This is a genomic window from Autumnicola patrickiae (assembly GCF_031846525.1).
GTDB classification, from domain to species: domain Bacteria; phylum Bacteroidota; class Bacteroidia; order Flavobacteriales; family Flavobacteriaceae; genus Autumnicola; species Autumnicola patrickiae.
In genome coordinates this window covers 46,975-64,067 of sequence record NZ_JAVRHM010000001.1, presented here as the reverse complement: position 1 = coordinate 64,067, position 17,093 = coordinate 46,975, and the positions used below count along the sequence as shown (strand labels likewise).

General features: G+C 38.1%; 14 protein-coding genes. 13 read left to right on the top strand and 1 reads right to left on the bottom strand.

Annotated elements, in window-relative coordinates; genetic code table 11:
* Positions 1 to 58: 58 nt before the first annotated feature.
* Together RM549_RS00265 and RM549_RS00260 are read left to right on the top strand one after the other, a co-directional pair.
* Positions 59 to 763 (top strand): NUDIX hydrolase, encoded by a 705-nt coding sequence (locus RM549_RS00265; RefSeq protein WP_311679534.1) that lies wholly within the window; start codon positions 59 to 61, stop codon positions 761 to 763.
* Between the two features lie 105 nt (positions 764 to 868).
* The gene (locus tag RM549_RS00260; RefSeq protein ID WP_311679532.1) at positions 869 to 1,768 is read left to right on the top strand and encodes a hydroxypyruvate isomerase family protein; all 900 of its coding nucleotides are present in this window, start codon (positions 869 to 871) and stop codon (positions 1,766 to 1,768) included.
* Between the two features lie 116 nt (positions 1,769 to 1,884).
* On the opposite strand, the gene RM549_RS00255 is transcribed toward RM549_RS00260, so the two are convergent.
* Complete coding sequence (locus RM549_RS00255) at positions 1,885 to 4,440, bottom strand: adenosylcobalamin-dependent ribonucleoside-diphosphate reductase (protein ID WP_311679530.1); 2,556 nt, start codon at positions 4,438 to 4,440, stop codon at positions 1,885 to 1,887.
* A 795-nt stretch (positions 4,441 to 5,235) separates the two neighbouring features.
* Between RM549_RS00255 and pfkA the strand changes: the two genes are divergently transcribed.
* From pfkA to RM549_RS00200, 11 genes are all read left to right on the top strand, one after another.
* Positions 5,236 to 6,222, top strand: coding sequence for a 6-phosphofructokinase (gene pfkA, locus RM549_RS00250; RefSeq protein ID WP_311679529.1), 987 nt, complete (start codon positions 5,236 to 5,238; stop codon positions 6,220 to 6,222).
* A gap of 16 nt (positions 6,223 to 6,238) precedes the next feature.
* Positions 6,239 to 7,237 carry a type I glyceraldehyde-3-phosphate dehydrogenase gene (gene gap, locus RM549_RS00245; RefSeq protein ID WP_311679527.1) on the top strand — a complete coding sequence of 333 codons (999 nt, stop codon included), beginning with the start codon at positions 6,239 to 6,241 and terminating at the stop codon, positions 7,235 to 7,237.
* 87 nt (positions 7,238 to 7,324) lie between these two features.
* Positions 7,325 to 8,197 carry a BadF/BadG/BcrA/BcrD ATPase family protein gene (locus tag RM549_RS00240; RefSeq protein ID WP_311679525.1) on the top strand — a complete coding sequence of 291 codons (873 nt, stop codon included), beginning with the start codon at positions 7,325 to 7,327 and terminating at the stop codon, positions 8,195 to 8,197.
* A 249-nt stretch (positions 8,198 to 8,446) separates the two neighbouring features.
* Complete coding sequence (locus RM549_RS00235) at positions 8,447 to 9,985, top strand: YifB family Mg chelatase-like AAA ATPase (protein WP_311679523.1); 1,539 nt, start codon at positions 8,447 to 8,449, stop codon at positions 9,983 to 9,985.
* A gap of 73 nt (positions 9,986 to 10,058) precedes the next feature.
* Positions 10,059 to 11,216, top strand: coding sequence for a DUF2891 domain-containing protein (locus RM549_RS00230; RefSeq protein ID WP_311679522.1), 1,158 nt, complete (start codon positions 10,059 to 10,061; stop codon positions 11,214 to 11,216).
* Positions 11,217 to 11,656: 440 nt separating this feature from the next.
* Positions 11,657 to 12,394, top strand: a complete 738-nt coding sequence (gene pxpA, locus RM549_RS00225; RefSeq protein ID WP_311679521.1) for a 5-oxoprolinase subunit PxpA — start codon at positions 11,657 to 11,659, stop codon at positions 12,392 to 12,394.
* Entirely contained in the window at positions 12,391 to 13,131 is a 741-nt protein-coding gene (gene pxpB, locus RM549_RS00220; protein ID WP_311679520.1) for a 5-oxoprolinase subunit PxpB, read from the top strand. The genes pxpA and pxpB overlap by 4 nt, the downstream gene beginning before the upstream one ends.
* A complete protein-coding gene (locus RM549_RS00215; protein ID WP_311679517.1) occupies positions 13,118 to 13,990 on the top strand; it encodes a 5-oxoprolinase subunit C family protein in 873 nt (290 codons plus the stop codon). The genes pxpB and RM549_RS00215 overlap by 14 nt, the downstream gene beginning before the upstream one ends.
* Before the next feature lie 581 nt (positions 13,991 to 14,571).
* The gene (locus RM549_RS00210) at positions 14,572 to 14,958 is read left to right on the top strand and encodes a hypothetical protein (RefSeq protein ID WP_311679515.1); all 387 of its coding nucleotides are present in this window, start codon (positions 14,572 to 14,574) and stop codon (positions 14,956 to 14,958) included.
* A 705-nt stretch (positions 14,959 to 15,663) separates the two neighbouring features.
* Complete coding sequence (locus RM549_RS00205) at positions 15,664 to 16,464, top strand: sensor histidine kinase (protein ID WP_311679512.1); 801 nt, start codon at positions 15,664 to 15,666, stop codon at positions 16,462 to 16,464.
* Positions 16,439 to 17,071: a response regulator gene (locus RM549_RS00200; protein ID WP_311679511.1), complete on the top strand. Its 633-nt coding sequence runs from the start codon at positions 16,439 to 16,441 to the stop codon at positions 17,069 to 17,071. Before RM549_RS00205 ends, RM549_RS00200 begins: the two co-directional genes overlap by 26 nt.
* Positions 17,072 to 17,093: the final 22 nt, after the last annotated feature.

Sequence of the window (17,093 nt, the reverse complement as noted above, 5' to 3'; positions counted from 1 at the left end):
TACGTTCATTATTTTTTTGATTTATTTCTATATCTTTATTCCAAATCGAATAATGCCAATGACAGAAGTAGAAACAGATCTTTATAGTATAAAAGATAAAATGTATGCAGCGGCAGATTGCATAATCTTCGGTTTTGATTCGGGAAAATTAAAATTGCTCGTCTTTAAAAGAAGGGTAGAACCTTTAAAAGGGGAGTGGTCGTTAATTGGAAGTTTTGTGCGGCTGGAAGAAGATGTGGCAGAGGCAGCAAAAAGGGTTTTAAAGGAGATTACCGGCTTGGAAAATGTTTTTATGGAACAGCTTAAAGCTTACGGTAGAGCAAGCAGGGACCCGGGTTACCGATGTTTGTCTATTGCCCAATACGCTTTAATAAGGATAAGCGAATATGACGAAGAGCTGGTGGAGAAGCACGGTGCGCGCTGGTATGATATTGGTGCAGTACCAGATTTGGTACTGGATCACAACTGGATGGTCCAGGATGCCCTGGAGCGCTTAAAACAAAAGGCGAGGTATCAGCCCATTGGATTTGAACTTTTGCCGGAGAAATTTACAATTCCGCAATTGCAGAAGTTATACGAGGTAATTTACCAGAAGGAACTGGATTCTCGAAATTTCCGAAAGAAACTTCTTTCTTTAAAGGTGCTGATAAAGCTGGATGAAAAGGATAAAGCCAACTCAAGAAGAGGGGCCTTTCTCTACAAGTTTGATTATGAAACGTATCATAAACTTGAGAAATCAGGATATAATTTTGAAATATCCTGATCATAATCTTGGTAAAAGGACTTTTAATTTATGATGTATATAAATTCCTCCCAAAATTTTTGTATTATTGAAAATAACTGTAGCAATTACGCTTATAATTAAATTATGAAGAACATACGGAATAGGAGGGAAGTACTGAAAAATCTGGCTTTGGGAACAGGGGCATTAAGTCTTGGGGTTGTAGGCAGCGCCTTTGCTACACAGCAATCATCTGGAAAGGAAGAAATGGATTCTTCCCGTTTAAAGGGCAATATTAACCATTCGGCCTGCCGGTGGTGTTATAATGATATTCCGTTAGACGAATTCGCACGGAATTCTGCTGAAATAGGATTAAAGGCTATTGACCTTCTAAAACCTTCGGAATGGGCTACGGTAGAAAAGCACGGGCTTACCTGCTCCATGGCTACAGATAATTTTGCAAACATTGAAGAAGGTTTTAACGACCCCGGAAACCATGAAAAGCTGCAGTCGCTTTATAAACCTTTAATTGATAAAGCTTCAGACCACGGAATTAAAAATGTGATCTGTTTCTCCGGAAATCGCGACGGACTCGATGATAAAACAGGTATCGAAAATTGTGCTGTAGGCTTAACTCCTTTACTCAAATATGCTGAAGAACGGGAAGTTAACCTCGTAATGGAACTTTTGAACAGTAAAGTGAACCATCCAGATTATCAATGCGACCATACAAGCTGGGGTGTTGCTTTATGTGAAAAAATGGGCTTGGCTAATTTTAAACTGCTTTATGATATCTACCATATGCAGATTATGGAAGGGGATATTATCAGGACGATTCAGGATAATCATCAATATATCAACCATTATCACACTGCAGGAAATCCCGGCAGACATGAAATTACAGATTCGCAGGAGTTGTACTATCCCGCTATTGTAAAAGCTATCCTCGACACCGGTTTTGATGGATATCTTGCCCAGGAATTTGTACCTACTTACGAAGATAAAATGGCGGCTTTAAAAGAGGGAGTGTTGATTTGTGATGTTTAATTTTTTTAACCTTAGAATTTTTCCTGTCTTTTGGATTTAATTGAAATAAATGTTTAAAATCAAAATGGCCCCTGGAAACCAGAGGCCATTTTTTCAACAGTAAAATTAAACAAGAATTATCCACATTTTGAAGAGCCGCAGTCTTTACAGGTAAGGCAACCTTCCTGATAAATGAGGCTTGTGGAATTACAATTATTACACTTTTCTTTCCTGGCCACTGTACCATCTGCGATATAACGCTTCAAGGCACGTGCGACTCCGTTCTTCCAGGTGTTTATTGATTCGGTATCCAACTGAAGGCTGGCAATAAGATCTACCACTTTTTCTATGGACATTCCGTGGCGAAGCGTACTGGAAATCAGTTTTGCATAGTTCCAGAATTCAGGATTAAATTTATGCGACAGCCCTTCAATTGTCGTTTTATAACCCCTTTTGTTTTCATACTGGAAATCATATCTGGAAGTTCCGTCTTCGTTACGGTTCTTGATGATAAGTCCTTCATTTACCCAACGAGGAATTAAGATTCCGTCTTCATCATCGGCAAAACCGGTAAAGATTTCATAAGGACGACCATCAATTAAACCAATAAAAGCGATCCATTTATCTTTACTATTCTGAAATCTTACAACATCTGCCTCCAGAACCTGTGGGCGTTTTGTTGGAAAAGCAGAATTTCCTTTTTCCTTCTTTTTATCCTTTTTCTCCTCATTGGAAATTAAAACCCCAGAACGGGAACCGTCACGGTAAACCGTAACACCTTTACAACCTGCCTGCCATGCTTCCAGGTAAAGGTGCCCAACAAGCTCTTCAGTCGCATCGTTTGGTAGATTTATTGTAACACTAATAGAGTGATCTACCCATTTTTGAACCGCTCCCTGCATTTTGACTTTACTCAGCCAATCTACATCATTTGAGGTTGCCTGGTAATAAGGCGAAGTTTTTACAAGTTTATCAAGTTCTTCCTGGCTGTAATTTTTAGTAGTATCATGGCCGTTAACCTCCATCCATTGTTTAAAACGGTGGTGGAAAACAACATATTCTTCCCAGGAATCTCCAACTTCATCTACAAAATCAACGCGGGAATCTTTGTCATTAGGATTAACTTTTCTCCTTCTTTTGTAAACCGGAAGGAAAACTGGCTCAATTCCGGAGGAAGTTTGCGTCATCAAACTGGTCGTTCCTGTGGGGGCAATGGTAAGTAAAGCAATATTTCTTCTACCATATTCCAGCATGTCGTAGTAAAGCTTTTCATCAGCTTCACGCAATCTCTGGATGAACGGATTATCCTTTTCCCTGTCGGAATCATAAATGGTGAAAGCACCACGTTCTTTGGCTGCAGTAACTGAAGCTTTGTAAGCTTCAATGGCAATTCTTTTATGGATATCCACAGAAAAATCCACACCTTCTTTGCTACCATATTTTATGCCTAAACCTGCAAGCATGTCGCCTTCTGCAGTAATACCAATTCCGGTTCTTCTACCTTCCTGAGCTTTTTTCTGAATATTACGCCATAGATTTCTTTCCACCCCTTTAATATCCTGATTTTCCGGATCGGCATCAATTTTTCCAAGAATGCCATCGATTTTCTCCAGTTCCAGATCAATAATATCGTCCATTATTCGCTGTGCAGCGGCGATATGTTTGCTGAAAAGTTCGTAGTTAAAAGAAGCACTTTTAGTAAATGGATCTTCAACATATGAAAATAAGTTTATTGCAAGGAGTCGGCAGGAATCATAAGGACAAAGCGGGATTTCGCCACAAGGATTTGTAGAAACTGTTTTGTAGCCAAGATCTGCATAAGAATCAGGCACAGATTCATTTATGACCGTATCCCAAAAAAGGATTCCCGGCTCTGCAGATTTCCATGCGTTATGAACAATCTTTTTCCATAACTTTTCTGCTTCAATTTCTTTAGTATTCTTTGGCTCTTCGCTGTGAATAGGATATTTCTGAATATAAGAAGTATTATCCTTCACTGCTTTCATAAAAGCATCGTCTATTCTAACCGAAACGTTTGCTCCGGTCACTTTTCCCTGCTGCATCTTGGCATCGATAAAATCCTCTGCATCGGGGTGGTTTATAGAAACCGAAAGCATTAAAGCTCCCCTTCTTCCATCCTGGGCAACTTCACGGGTAGAATTGGAATAACGCTCCATAAACGGAACAATTCCTGTAGAAGTTAAAGCAGAATTTTTAACGGGTGATCCTTTTGGCCGTATATGTGAAAGATCATGACCAACACCACCACGGCGTTTCATTAATTGTACCTGTTCCTGATCTATCTTCATTATCCCTCCGTAAGAATCTGAATCTCCGTCGTTACCAATTACAAAGCAGTTGGAAAGTGAAGCAATCTGGTAAGGATTACCAATTCCAGCCATTGGACTTCCCTGCGGTACTATATATTTAAAGTCTTTAATAAGATCAAAAACTTCATCCTCACTCATCGGGTTTGGATAGCGCTGTTCTACTCGTGCTATTTCTTTTGCGATTCTCCTGTGCATATCATTAGGAGTAAGTTCATAAATATGGCCGTAAGAATCTTTTAAGGCATATTTATTTACCCAAACACGGGCAGCTAGGTCATCTCCTTTAAAGTATTTTAAAGAAGCCTGAAAAGCCTCTTCCTGGGTATAAGTTTTAGGAGCCGTTGGTTTTGCTTGTACTGGCATACAATTGGGATTTTTGGGATTATTATTTTCGATCAAAACGAATGTAAATGTAGGTAAGAAAAAGAGATATTTCGGAAATTATTTTTGGAAAGTTATCAAGTAAAATATGTTAATAAGTTGGTTTTCAAACAATTAAATATTTATCAACATAAAAAAGTTGACAAATTTTATAATTTTGTTTTTGAGAAAGTAAAGCTCTGAAACTCTTTGATTTTAGTAGAATAAGGTCAAGAAATAAAGAAAGAGGTATACGAAGTATGATAATTGCCAAAAAAAGAGGCTGATTGAAAAATCAATCAGCCTGCCTTGAATTAACACCTATGAAAATCCAAAATAAAATCTTTATTCTGCTTTATGATCAGCTTTTCAGATGACCAACGCCCCATATTTTCATCGGAGGTAGGGAAAATATCTTCGAAATATGACATCATTTTAAAATTGTGCCATATCTGCTCTTTATTATTCTTATTCTGGCACTAATATAAAAAATAATCTTAGAATAGCGCCAGCTCAGGCTAATTTTCCGGTGCAAAAACATAAATCTTATCACAAAGAATCTAAAAAACACGTTGTTATAAAAAGATAAAGACTACTACTACAATTACTTTATGGAGCACCGCCTAAAAATGCCAATTTTCAAGACAAAGCCGAAAATATTAAGATTTTGTGATTTTAAATCATAAAACATTAAAAATGCCCCCTTTAAAGTGGCGTTTTTTATGAGTTATTAACCGAAAACGTTTTAGTTTCTTGCTAAATTAGGTTATATTGTTTAAATAAAATAGATTTGACGTAATGTCAAAGAAAATAAATAAAATAGGAGTGCTAACCTCCGGAGGAGATGCTCCCGGAATGAACGCCGCAATTCGGGCTGTAGTTAGAGCTTGTTCCTATTACCATTTGGAATGTGTAGGTGTTTACAGGGGTTATCAGGGTCTTATAGAAGGCGATTTTGAAAAATTGGATGCCAGATCTGTCAGAAATGTGATCAATAGGGGTGGAACTTTTCTTAAATCAACCCGTTCCCTGGAATTTAAAACTAAAGAAGGTCGAAAAAAAGCCCATGATAAACTAACAGAAGCCGGTGTTGATGCGCTGGTTGTAATTGGTGGTGATGGTACCTTTACAGGAGGTGTATTTTTTAGTGATGAATTTAATTTTCCCATTGTTGGTATTCCGGCAACTATAGATAATGATATTAATGGTACAGATTATACTCTGGGCTATGATACTGCATTAAATACGGTTGTAGAGGCAATAGACAAAATCAGGGATACTGCAAGTTCCCATAATAGGCTTTTTCTTGTGGAGGTAATGGGCCGCGATGCCGGGGATATTGCCCTAAATAGTGGTATTGGTGCGGGAGCTGAAGAAATTTTAATTCCTGAAGAAGATGCTGGGGTAGAAAGAATGCTGGAATCTCTAAAGAAGAGTAAAGCAGCTGGCAAAACATCCAGTATCATTGTTGTAGCCGAAGGGGAAAAAAGTGGAAAGAATATTTTTCAGTTAGCTGAATTTATTCATGAGCAGGATGAGTCTTACGATATAAGGGTTTCGGTTCTTGGTCATATTCAGCGGGGAGGTTCTCCAAGCTGTTTCGATCGTGTTCTGGCCAGTAAACTTGGGGTTGGAGCAGTAGAAGCTATTATGGATGGTAAGACTAAAGTAATGATAGGTCTTCATCATCAGAATGTAGTTCGGGTTCCTTTGGAAACTGCTATAAAAGGAGAACCAAAAGTAGATAAAGAGTTAAGAAGGGTGGCAGACATCACTTCAGTTTAAATTTAAAAATAGAGAAATGAGTACAAAAATTGGAATTAACGGTTTTGGCCGTATTGGAAGAATAGCTTTTAGAATCGCAGCTGAAAACGACAACGTTGAAGTAGTAGCAATTAATGATTTACTTGAAGTAGATCATTTGGCATATTTGTTAGCTCATGATTCAGTACATGGGAAATTTAAAGGTGATGTATCTGTAGAAGGTGGTAACCTGGTAGTAAATGGAAAAACTATTAGAGTAACTGCTGAGCGTAATCCTGAAGATTTGAAATGGGACGAAGCTGGAGCTGAAGTAATTCTTGAATGTACAGGTATCTTTACTTTAAAGGACAAAGCTGAAGCTCACCTTAAAGCAGGTGCTAAAAAGGTTGTAATTTCTGCACCTTCTAAAGATGCTCCTATGTTTGTAATGGGAGTTAATCATAAAGATGTTAAAGCAGAAGATAATGTGGTTTCTGGTGCTTCATGTACTACAAACTGTCTTGCTCCTCTTGCTAAAGTTATTGAGGATGAATTTGGTATTGTTGAAGGTCTTATGACGACTGTACATGCGACTACTTCTACACAATTTACTGTAGATTCTCCTTCAAAAAAGAATTTCAGATTAGGAAGAAGCGCGATGGCGAATATTATTCCTAGTTCTACTGGTGCTGCTGTTGCTGTAACCAAGGTGATTCCTGCATTAAAAGGAAAACTTACCGGAATGGCATTCAGGGTTCCTACCACAGATGTTTCTGTAGTGGATCTTACTGTAAGAACAGAAAAATCTGTTTCTTATGATGATATTAAAGCTGCTTTCAAAAAAGCTGCGGAAGGTGACTTTAAAGGAGTAATTTCTTATACTGAAGATATGGTAGTTTCTCAGGACTACGTTTCAGATCCTCATACCTGTAATTTCGATGCTGAAGCAGGTATAGCTCTAAACGATAACTTCTTTAAGTTGATCGCATGGTATGACAACGAATATGGCTACTCAGCAAAACTTGTTGACCTGGCTGTACACGTTGATTCTTTATAATATTTAGATAACCTGAAAATGCAGCAGCTTAAGAGATCAGAGGCTGTATTTTCAGGTTTTTTGTATCTACTAATCAAATAACTACTCATGATTTTAATAACAGATGGAGGATCTACCAAATGCGACTGGATTCTTTTGGATCATCAGGGAGAACAGGTTTTCAAAACCCGTACAAAAGGATTAAATCCAGCAGTGTTTCCTGAACTTGTTCTGGAACAACGCATAGAGGAAAACCCAGAGTTAAGGGAAGTAAGGGACAAGATAGAGAAAGTCCATTTTTTTGGAGCTGGATGTGGTACAGCAACTCCAAAAAAACTTCTTGAGGATATCATAGGTAACTTCTTTACAAATGCCGAAGAGGTAATTGTGCGGGAAGATACTGTTGCGGCTGTTTATGCAACCGGAACAGAGCCAGGTATCGTATGTATTCTTGGAACAGGATCGAACAGTAGTTATTATGATGGGAAAAAAATTCATCAAACCATAGCTTCACTGGGGTATATCCTTATGGATGAAGCCAGTGGAAATTACTTCGGAAAAAGACTTATCCGGGATTATTACTATAAAAGAATGCCTCCGGAGCTAGTGGCGAAATTTGAAGAAAAATTTAATCTGGATTCCGACGAAATTAAGAAGAATCTATACAGGAGGGAAAATCCAAATACTTATCTCGCATCTTTTGCTGAATTTATCTTTACCAACGAGAGAAACGGATATTTCTACAAGCTGGTTTATGAGGGTATTCATGATTTTGTGCAGAGCAGGGTTTTGTGTTACAAACAGGCCCAGAGTGTGCCAATTCACTTTATTGGAAGTATAGCTTTTTTTAGTGAAGATATTATCCGGGCGGTTTTACAGCCTTACGGCCTGGAAATCGGAAATATTGTACGCCGGCCAATCGATGGTTTAATTGAACATTACCGTACCAATTATTTCAATAATAAGAATGCTAATTCCTGAGAGAAAAGATTTAAATAGTATAGATAAATTTTAGTGTTTTATTGCACTGAATTTTTCAGATAAAAGGGGCTGTTTCTTTAAAAGATTCAGTCTTTTTTATTTTACGGCAACTTTGGGAGAAATCCTAAGAATAAAAACTCTTACATACTTTTTAAATCAGGTTTGTTATATAATTTTTTTTGGAGGATCAAATTCAGGATGAACATTCCTTAAAAAAAATTAGTACATTTAAAAAAATTAATAGTTTAGATGCTTGTTAAGGTTTACGGTAGTGCGGTATTTGGAGTAGAGGCAACCACTATTACCGTAGAGGTTAATGTCGCAACCGGAATAGGCTATCACCTTGTGGGTTTGCCAGACAATGCAGTGAAAGAAAGCAGTTATAGGATTGCTGCTGCCCTTCAGAATAACGGCTATAAATTTCCAGGAAAGAAAATTATCGTCAACATGGCTCCGGCAGATCTTAGAAAAGAAGGTTCTGCTTATGACCTCACCTTTGCACTTGGGATTTTAGCAGCTTCAGATCAAATTAAATCCGAAGATATTTCTGAATATCTCATTATGGGGGAGCTTTCCCTGGATGGAACTCTGCAACCCATAAGAGGTGCGCTGCCTATTGCTATTAAAGCAAAAGAAGAAGGCTATAAAGGTTTTATTCTTCCTGCACAGAATGCCAAAGAAGCTGCAATAGTTAAAGGCCTTGATGTTTATGGAGTAGATAATATTCTCCAGGTGATCAATTTTTTCAATGAAGGTGCAGCCCTGGAAAAGACAATTATCGATACCCGGGAAGAGTTTTATAAAAACCTGGACCACCTTGAGCATGATTTTGCAGATGTAAAAGGACAGGAGTCGATAAAGCGTTGTATGGAAATTGCTGCAGCCGGGGGTCATAATATAATTCTTATAGGTCCTCCGGGAGCAGGGAAAACAATGCTTGCAAAGCGATTGCCCAGCATTTTACCTCCCATGACTTTGCATGAGGCACTGGAAACCACAAAAATTCATAGTGTTGTTGGGCGAATTAAAGATCACGTAGGACTAATGTCCCAGCGGCCGTTTCGGAGTCCGCACCATACGATTTCAGATGTTGCATTAGTCGGAGGTGGAGCTTATCCGCAGCCGGGGGAGATTTCCCTTTCCCATAACGGAGTTTTATTCCTGGATGAACTTCCGGAATTTAAAAGAGGTGTGCTGGAAGTGATGAGGCAGCCGTTGGAAGATCGGGAAGTAACGATCTCCAGGGCAAAATTTACCGTTACCTATCCTTCAAGTTTTATGCTGGTAGCAAGCATGAACCCTAGCCCCAGTGGGTTTTTCAATGATCCGGGTGGGCCGGCTTCGTCATCACCTGGTGAAATGCAGCGCTATCTCAGTAAAATAAGTGGTCCGCTTTTGGATCGTATAGATATTCATATAGAAGTTACTCCTGTTCCGTTTGAGAAGTTAAGTGAAGAGAGAAAAGGGGAGAGCAGTGTACAGATAAGGGAGCGGGTCACTCAAGCAAGGCAACTTCAGACAAAAAGGTTTGAAAGCTATGAGAATACGCATTACAATGCCCAAATGAGTGTAAAGCATATAAGGGAATTTTGTGAGCTCGGGAATTCTTCAAAAATTCTGCTTAAAACGGCAATGGAAAGGCTTAATCTTTCGGCAAGAGCTTATGACAGGATTTTGAAAGTTTCCCGTACAATTGCAGATTTGGAAGCTTCAGAAAACATTCAAGACCATCATATAAGCGAAGCTATACAGTACCGCAGCCTGGACAGAGAAGGCTGGCTGGGGTGATAGTGCTGTGGAAAACGTTATTTCAATTAAAAATATCTCAAATCTACTTCTTTTAAAAGATACTAATATTGCAATGAAAAAAATTATAAGCCTGCTCATCGTAATTTTCATACTTGGTTGTAAAGGTGAAAGAAAAGAGGGATTAGAAGATGTTCCTGCTTTAGAAAATGATAGTTTATCTGAGGAAAGCTTTATTTCCGAGTCCTTTTTAAGTGAAGAAGAAGTGAAATTTAATCTTGAAGAAGCAAACAGGCTTGCAGAGCTGCCATTGGGTTGCATAGAAACAGAATATCCTAATAAATTAGGCCAGACTTTGGAAAATGAAGAAGCATTAGGAACTCCACAGGAGCTTCATCCTGCCTTTTATGGCTGTTTCGACTGGCATTCTTCTGTCCATGCACATTGGTCACTCGTGAGCCTTCTTAAGCAATTTCCCGATTTGGAGAAAGAAGAAATGATTAAGGAAAAGCTGAAAAATTCCCTTTCTGCAGAAAATATTTTAGCTGAAGTAGAATATTTTAAAAGGCCTCAAAGTGATTCTTATGAACGCACCTATGGCTGGGCGTGGCTATTAAAACTTGCAGAAGAGTTAAAAACCTGGGAAGATCCGCTTGCCGAAGAATTGGATGCAAACTTACAGCCTCTTACAGATCTAATTGTAGAGCGGTATTTGGAATTTCTTCCGAAGCTGAATTATCCAATCCGGGTAGGAGAACACGCTAATACTGCCTTTGCAATGAGTTTTGGCTATGATTTTGCGACGAGCACTAGGAATGATGAGCTTAGAGAAGCAATATCTAAGCGTGCCAGGGATTTTTATTTAAGTGATGATAACTGCCCGGTTAGCTGGGAGCCGGGAGGATATGATTTTCTTTCACCATGTCTTCAGGAAGTAGATATCATGTTGCGGATCCTGCCAAAGAACGCTTTCAATCTCTGGATAGATGACTTTATGCCGGAATTAAAAGATGAGGATTTTACAATGGAAGTTGGGGAAGTATCAGATCGTTCTGACGGTAAACTGGTGCATTTGGATGGCCTAAACTTTAGCAGGGCATGGGTATTTTATCACCTGGCTAACAAATATCCTGAAGAATTCGGTCATTTAAGGACTTTGGCAAACGAACATGTTTCTTACTCCTTCCCAAATCTGGTTGGGGATTCTTATGAAGGTGGTCACTGGCTGGGAAGCTTTGCAATTTATGCTTTGCAGGCTGCATCTGAAAAATAGTTTTTGAAGAAGTTTTTCTAAATGTGCTGATGTGGGTCTTTTTCGGTTACTTGCGCCGGCCCGCGACTGTCGTTTCCACAAGCTACCAGGTCGTTCGCTGCTCTTACGCCGATTTTCTCCTGATAAACCGATTCCGGTGAGGATTGGGTTGATCAGGAGCGTTTATATAGGTCGATATTTGGCAAAATTGAGGGTGCTTTAAATTTCCCAGCAATTCTTCTGTTGTGGCTTTTTTCATAATTATTGTAGGCTTTGTGATTAAAAATGATAGAAATTCTGCGGTTTTTAAAGATTGCTGATGTAATTCTTCTTCCGGTAATCCCGATTTTCTTATTTTGAGTGGCGAATAAGTTCAGTTATAGAAAAATACTGGTATGCTGGATAAAACCTGCTGTTGCCGGATTAAAATTATTCACCGTGTAAAAAGAACCACATAACCAATGAGGAAAATTCATATAAATTGCGATCTAGGAGAAGGAGGTGAGTATGACGAAGAGCTTATGCCGCTAATTTCTGCCTGTAATATTGCCTGCGGGGGTCATGCCGGCGATGAAGAAATCATCCGTAAAACTATTGACCTGGCGATCGCAAATAATGTGGAAATCGGAGCCCATCCTTCCTATCCCGATAAGGAAAACTTCGGAAGAAAATCAATGATAATTTCGGAAGAAAAACTGGAGGAGTCCGTAAGAAATCAGGTTGAACTGGTGCAAAGAATTACTGCTGAAAAGGGAGTTGAAGTGACACATATAAAACCTCATGGAGCCCTTTATAATGATGCTGCAAAAGATGAAAAGATTGCTAAAATAATTCTGAATTCAATCAGAAAAACAGGTTCAAATTATGTTCTTTATGCACCATATAATTCGGTGATTTCAAAGCTGGCAAAGGGAGAATTTAAAGTAATTTTAGAGGCCTTTGCAGACCGTAATTATAACGAAGATTTTAGCCTCGTTTCGCGGTCAAAATCTCAGGCGGTTTTGCATGAAAAAGAGGATGTTTTTCACCATGTTTTTGCCATGTTTTCTGAAGAAAAAATGGTCGCGCTAAACGGTGTAAAAAAGGACTTTAAAGCAGATACTTTTTGCCTGCACAGCGACACTAAAAATGCAGTAGAAATTCTGAATTATTTGCAGCTAAAACTGAAAGGAAAAAATATTGAAATCAAGAAGAAATGAAGCAGGATTTTCCAAAGATAAAACCGATGGGGCAGCGGGCAATTCTGATAGAATTTGAACCGGAAATTAACGAACAACTACTTCAAAAGTTACTTTCTGTAAAAGATTTAGTTCAAAATTTTTATATTAAAGAAAAGGTTGAGGTAAATAATGCATATAGCTCGTTATTAATTAATTATACAACTATTATAGAAGATGTCTATGGTGAACTATTTGAGCTGGAGAGGCTTATTAAGGGTGCTAAGATAGAAAAAAATATTACTTCTAAAATTTATCATTTGCCTGTCTGTTACAGTAAAAAATCTGGACTTGATCTGCAGTTAATCTCAGAGCAAAATCAAGTTAGTGTTGAGGAGATAATCAGCCGTCATACAGCGCCTTTTTATACTGTATATTTTATGGGTTTTTTACCCGGATTTTTATACCTCGGGGGGCTGGATGAAAAACTGCATATTTCCCGAAAGGAACAACCACGAATGAAGATCGAAAAAGGCGCTGTGGGAATAGGTGAAAAACAGACCGGAATTTATCCTCAACCTAGTCCGGGAGGATGGCAGATTATCGGGAATTGTCCGGTGAATTTTTTCGATAAAAACAGCCTTCCTCCTTCCCGGATTTCTTCCGGGGATAAGGTGAAATTTTTTGCTGTTTCAGAAGAAGAGTTTGAAACAGTTTCGAGGGAAATTGAAGAGGGAAATTATCAATTAAAAGTTGAAGATTATCATGTCGAAAATTGACGTTTTACAGCCTGGACTTTTTTCTACGATTCAGGATTTTGGGAGGTTTGGTTTTCTTGATTTCGGAGTTCCGCAAAGTGGTGCGATGGATTTTTATGCAGCAAAAATGGCGAACTTAATTTTAAGGAATAAAGCCAATGATGCTGTTCTTGAAATTACACAAATGGGTCCAAAATTACAATTTTCTGCTCCGACTGAAATTGCCATTGCCGGGGCAGATCTTTCTCCTAAAATTAACGGAAACGAGGTTGAAAATATTTCTATCCTTAAAATTGTGGACGGAGATGTTCTTTCGTTCGGAAGAAGAAAAAATGGCTGCCGTGCTTATCTTGCTGTTAAACATGGTTTTGAATCCGAGCTTCTTATGAATAGTAGAAGCTGGTACACCGGACTAACAGAAAGTTATAAACTTGAAAAAGGGATGACACTTTCTTACAGCTCTTTTGAGAAGATGGAGCCAACCACTTATTCTTCGGTTAAATTCCACTCAGAATATATAGAGTCAAATAATATCGAAGTTTATCCCGGTCCTGAGTATGATCAACTTTCTAAAGCGCAAAAGGCACTGCTACTAAAAACGGATTACGGAATTGGAAGAACCAATAACCGGATGGCGATCCAATTGGATGAGCCGCTGGTTAACGATCTGGAACCAATTATTACAGGTCCCGTTCTCCCCGGAACTGTGCAGCTCACCCCTTCCGGAAAATTAATTGTTCTTATGCGCGATTGCCAGACTACCGGTGGTTATCCCAGGATCCTTCAGTTAAGCGGAGACGGGATAAACGGTATTGCGCAAAAAGTAGCAGGAGACAAAATTGAATTTGTTTTGAAAGAGCTGAAGAATATTACCAAATAAAAAAAAGTGCCGTATCAGCGATAAAGAAAATAATATTGACCCTACTCAGTATTACATCCCGCTTTAACAGCACTTTTTTGCCCCCAAACACTTTAGTCTAACTAAAATGACATTGTAAATGTATGGTAGGAATGCAATCCAGGCAAGGGGAAAAACCCCCTTTTACTACAATTATTTAATTTCCATTTCCAGGGTTTACCTGAATTTTTTGAGAAGTTTGAGGTTCTATGGATTGAAGCCTGTAAAATTTGGGATGACCAGAGTCGGCATAATCGGTTTTGAGCTAGAGGAAGGAGGATATTTTAAAAGGAGGAAGAAAACTCAGGGATATTATATAAATAAAAAAGTGCCGCATCAGCGTTAGAAATTAATATTGACCCTACTCATTATTAAATTACGCTTTAACAGCACTTTTTTGCCCCCAAAACATTTTAGTTTAACTAAAATGACATCACAAATGTAGTGCTGTTAAAGGATGTAAAAAAGGGGAAAAACACCCTTTTTACAAAAGTAATCTTGTGAAAACATCTAAATTAACTATTTTTAACTTTCAATTTAACGATTCTTAAGCATCTGTAAAAATGGAAAAACCAAAAAAATGTATCAGCGTTGAAAAAGCACGCAAAGAACAGGACGAATGGGTACGTACCCGAGGAAAAGATATAAGGGAGTGTGAGGGTTATGAAGATACCCGCGAGTTCTGGTACAGCCTGGATGAATTACAGGACTACCTGGATTATGTAAGGGAAAAATCTAAGGAACAGGGCGTTAAAAAACCCGGAATCAGGTTTTATTTAGGTGCTTATCCAACCACTAAAGAGGAAAAAGGATATTCTACTATTTTCCTGTCACCTACCAAAGAAGCCCAGGCAGATACTGAAAACGACAATGCAGACTCAGATCCTAATAATTACGATATTGAGCCTATGAATATAATCCAGGGTGGTGATCCTCCAAGAAATTATTAATGCAAAGCCTTTCCTTTCTAGTAATTCTCCTTGAAGGTCTTGCTGCCATTTCTGGATTGTATTATTTTAAAAAAAAACCGACCGAGATAGCGGTCGGTTTTTTCTCCTATTTTTTATTGCTTACGTTTTTTGTAGAAGCACTAGCTTCAATACCTAAAATTATTTATTACAATGAGCCGTTACATTTTCTCAAAAGCACTTTTTTGTATAATAATTTCTGGCTTTATAACCCTTACCTGATTATCAGTTTTGCGGTTTATATTCTATATTTTAATTGGAATACTTCAAATAAAAAAACTAGGCAAATTATAAATATGGGAGTGATCTTCTATGTTACTATCTGTATTGCCAATTTAATTTTTTCAGACATATTTTTTAAAAGTCATTCTCTAGTAACTTACATTCTGGGGACTGTTTTGCTACTAGGAGTGATTTTTCATTATTATTTTGAAATTTTATTAAGTTCTAAAATTCTAAGTATCAAAAGGGAGGTTAGTTTTTATATTTCCTTTGCGGCACTCCTGTTTTTTCTAACTTCTACTCCTGTTTTAATTTATTACAAATATTATACTACCCAGAGTCCGGAATTTATGAAACTCAGTAAATATGTTCTAATTGGGTTGAACATTTTTGTGTATAGTGCTTATAGTATCGCTTTTTTATTGCTGGCCAGCAAGAGAAAAACATCTCCTAAGAATATCAAAAATGCTTTCTAAAGAAGAAATTTTACTCATCATCTATTTTGTGGTAGTGATCTTGCTGCTAACGGCTTTTGTGATCATCTTTTTTATCACCTACCAAAGACGGAAAAATAAACTTCTGGAGGAAAAATTTGAAGCAGAAAAACGTTATGAGCAGGAAATTGTACAGTCCAGGATAGAAATTCAGGAGCAAACCCTCAAAAATATTAGCTGGGAGCTGCATGATAATATCGGTCAGCTACTTTCTGTTGCTAATCTTCAATTAAATATTCTTTCCAAAACCTTACCTGAAAAGGAAGAGGTTCTGGAGATAAAGGAAGTGGTGGCTGCTTCTTTACAGGAAGTCCGTGCCCTGTCAAAATCTTTAAATAGTGAAGTAGTAGAATATTCGGGGCTCACCGCTTCTGTGGAAAATGAACTTAATAGATTCGAGCGGCTGAATATCCTTCTGGTGGAATTCAAAACAGAAGGGGAAGAGTTCGAAATTTATAAAAAAGACGGCATCATCCTGTTTAGGATACTTCAGGAGTTTTTCTCTAATGTGATCAAGCACGCAAAAGCTTCAAAGTTAACTGTAAATTTCTCCTATCTTTCAGATAGACTGAAAATTGTAGTTCAGGACGATGGGGTGGGGTTTGATCCTGAAACGGTTGCGAAAAGTTCGGGATTGTTAAATATGAAAAGCAGGGCAGCACTTATAAATGCAGACTTCCATCTAAATTCTTCAGAAAACGAGGGAACTTTCCTATCTTTATCCTATCCTTCTAACCCTACAAAAAATGAAGAAAACGATTATAATCGTTGATGATCATATTCTCTTTGCTAAATCCCTTAACGGACTCATAAAAACCTATGATGATTTTGAGGTTCTGGAAATTTTTAAAAACGGACAGGAACTGGTGGATCATTTTAATGGTGGTAAGCCCGGGCCAGACATTGTTTTGCTGGATATAAAAATGCCGGTGAAAGACGGCCTCGAGACTATGGAGTGGCTTAAGGAAAACTATCCTGAACAAAAAGCGCTTGCGCTAAGCATGGAGCATGATGAGAATTATATCATAAAAATGATTAAAAATGGCTGCAGGGGCTATCTTCTAAAAGACATTGAGCCAGATGAATTTCTTTACGCGTTGCAGTCGGTTATAAACAGCGGATATTATTACAGCGACGAGGTTTCAGAAGCTATGATAAAAGGTGATCCTGAGAAGAAATTCGAAAACCTCACGCGCCGTGAACTGGAATTCCTGAATCATGCCTGTTCTGAAATGACCTATAAAGAAGTAGCTGGAGAAATGAATCTTAGTCCCAAAACCATCGATGGTTACAGGGAAAGCCTTTTTGAAAAACTCGAAGTAAAAAGCAGGATTGGCCTGGTGTTATTTGCTATTAAAAATGATCTTTACCAGGTATAATCCTTCAGGTAATTTTCTGTTC

Excerpts from the sequence above, each read along its gene's own strand:
- RM549_RS00215 (WP_311679517.1), top strand. The coding sequence starts at position 13,118 with ATGTCGAAAATTGACGTTTTACAGCCTGGACTTTTTTCTACGATTCAG.
- RM549_RS00205 (WP_311679512.1), top strand. The coding sequence starts at position 15,664 with ATGCTTTCTAAAGAAGAAATTTTACTCATCATCTATTTTGTGGTAGTG.
- RM549_RS00200 (WP_311679511.1), top strand. The coding sequence starts at position 16,439 with ATGAAGAAAACGATTATAATCGTTGATGATCATATTCTCTTTGCTAAA.
- RM549_RS00265 (WP_311679534.1), top strand. The coding sequence starts at position 59 with ATGACAGAAGTAGAAACAGATCTTTATAGTATAAAAGATAAAATGTAT.
- RM549_RS00230 (WP_311679522.1), top strand. The coding sequence starts at position 10,059 with ATGAAAAAAATTATAAGCCTGCTCATCGTAATTTTCATACTTGGTTGT.
- pfkA (WP_311679529.1), top strand. The coding sequence starts at position 5,236 with ATGTCAAAGAAAATAAATAAAATAGGAGTGCTAACCTCCGGAGGAGAT.
- RM549_RS00260 (WP_311679532.1), top strand. The coding sequence starts at position 869 with ATGAAGAACATACGGAATAGGAGGGAAGTACTGAAAAATCTGGCTTTG.
- RM549_RS00240 (WP_311679525.1), top strand. The coding sequence starts at position 7,325 with ATGATTTTAATAACAGATGGAGGATCTACCAAATGCGACTGGATTCTT.
- RM549_RS00255 (WP_311679530.1), bottom strand. The coding sequence starts at position 4,440 with ATGCCAGTACAAGCAAAACCAACGGCTCCTAAAACTTATACCCAGGAA.
- pxpA (WP_311679521.1), top strand. The coding sequence starts at position 11,657 with ATGAGGAAAATTCATATAAATTGCGATCTAGGAGAAGGAGGTGAGTAT.
- RM549_RS00235 (WP_311679523.1), top strand. The coding sequence starts at position 8,447 with ATGCTTGTTAAGGTTTACGGTAGTGCGGTATTTGGAGTAGAGGCAACC.
- RM549_RS00210 (WP_311679515.1), top strand. The coding sequence starts at position 14,572 with ATGGAAAAACCAAAAAAATGTATCAGCGTTGAAAAAGCACGCAAAGAA.
- pxpB (WP_311679520.1), top strand. The coding sequence starts at position 12,391 with ATGAAGCAGGATTTTCCAAAGATAAAACCGATGGGGCAGCGGGCAATT.
- gap (WP_311679527.1), top strand. The coding sequence starts at position 6,239 with ATGAGTACAAAAATTGGAATTAACGGTTTTGGCCGTATTGGAAGAATA.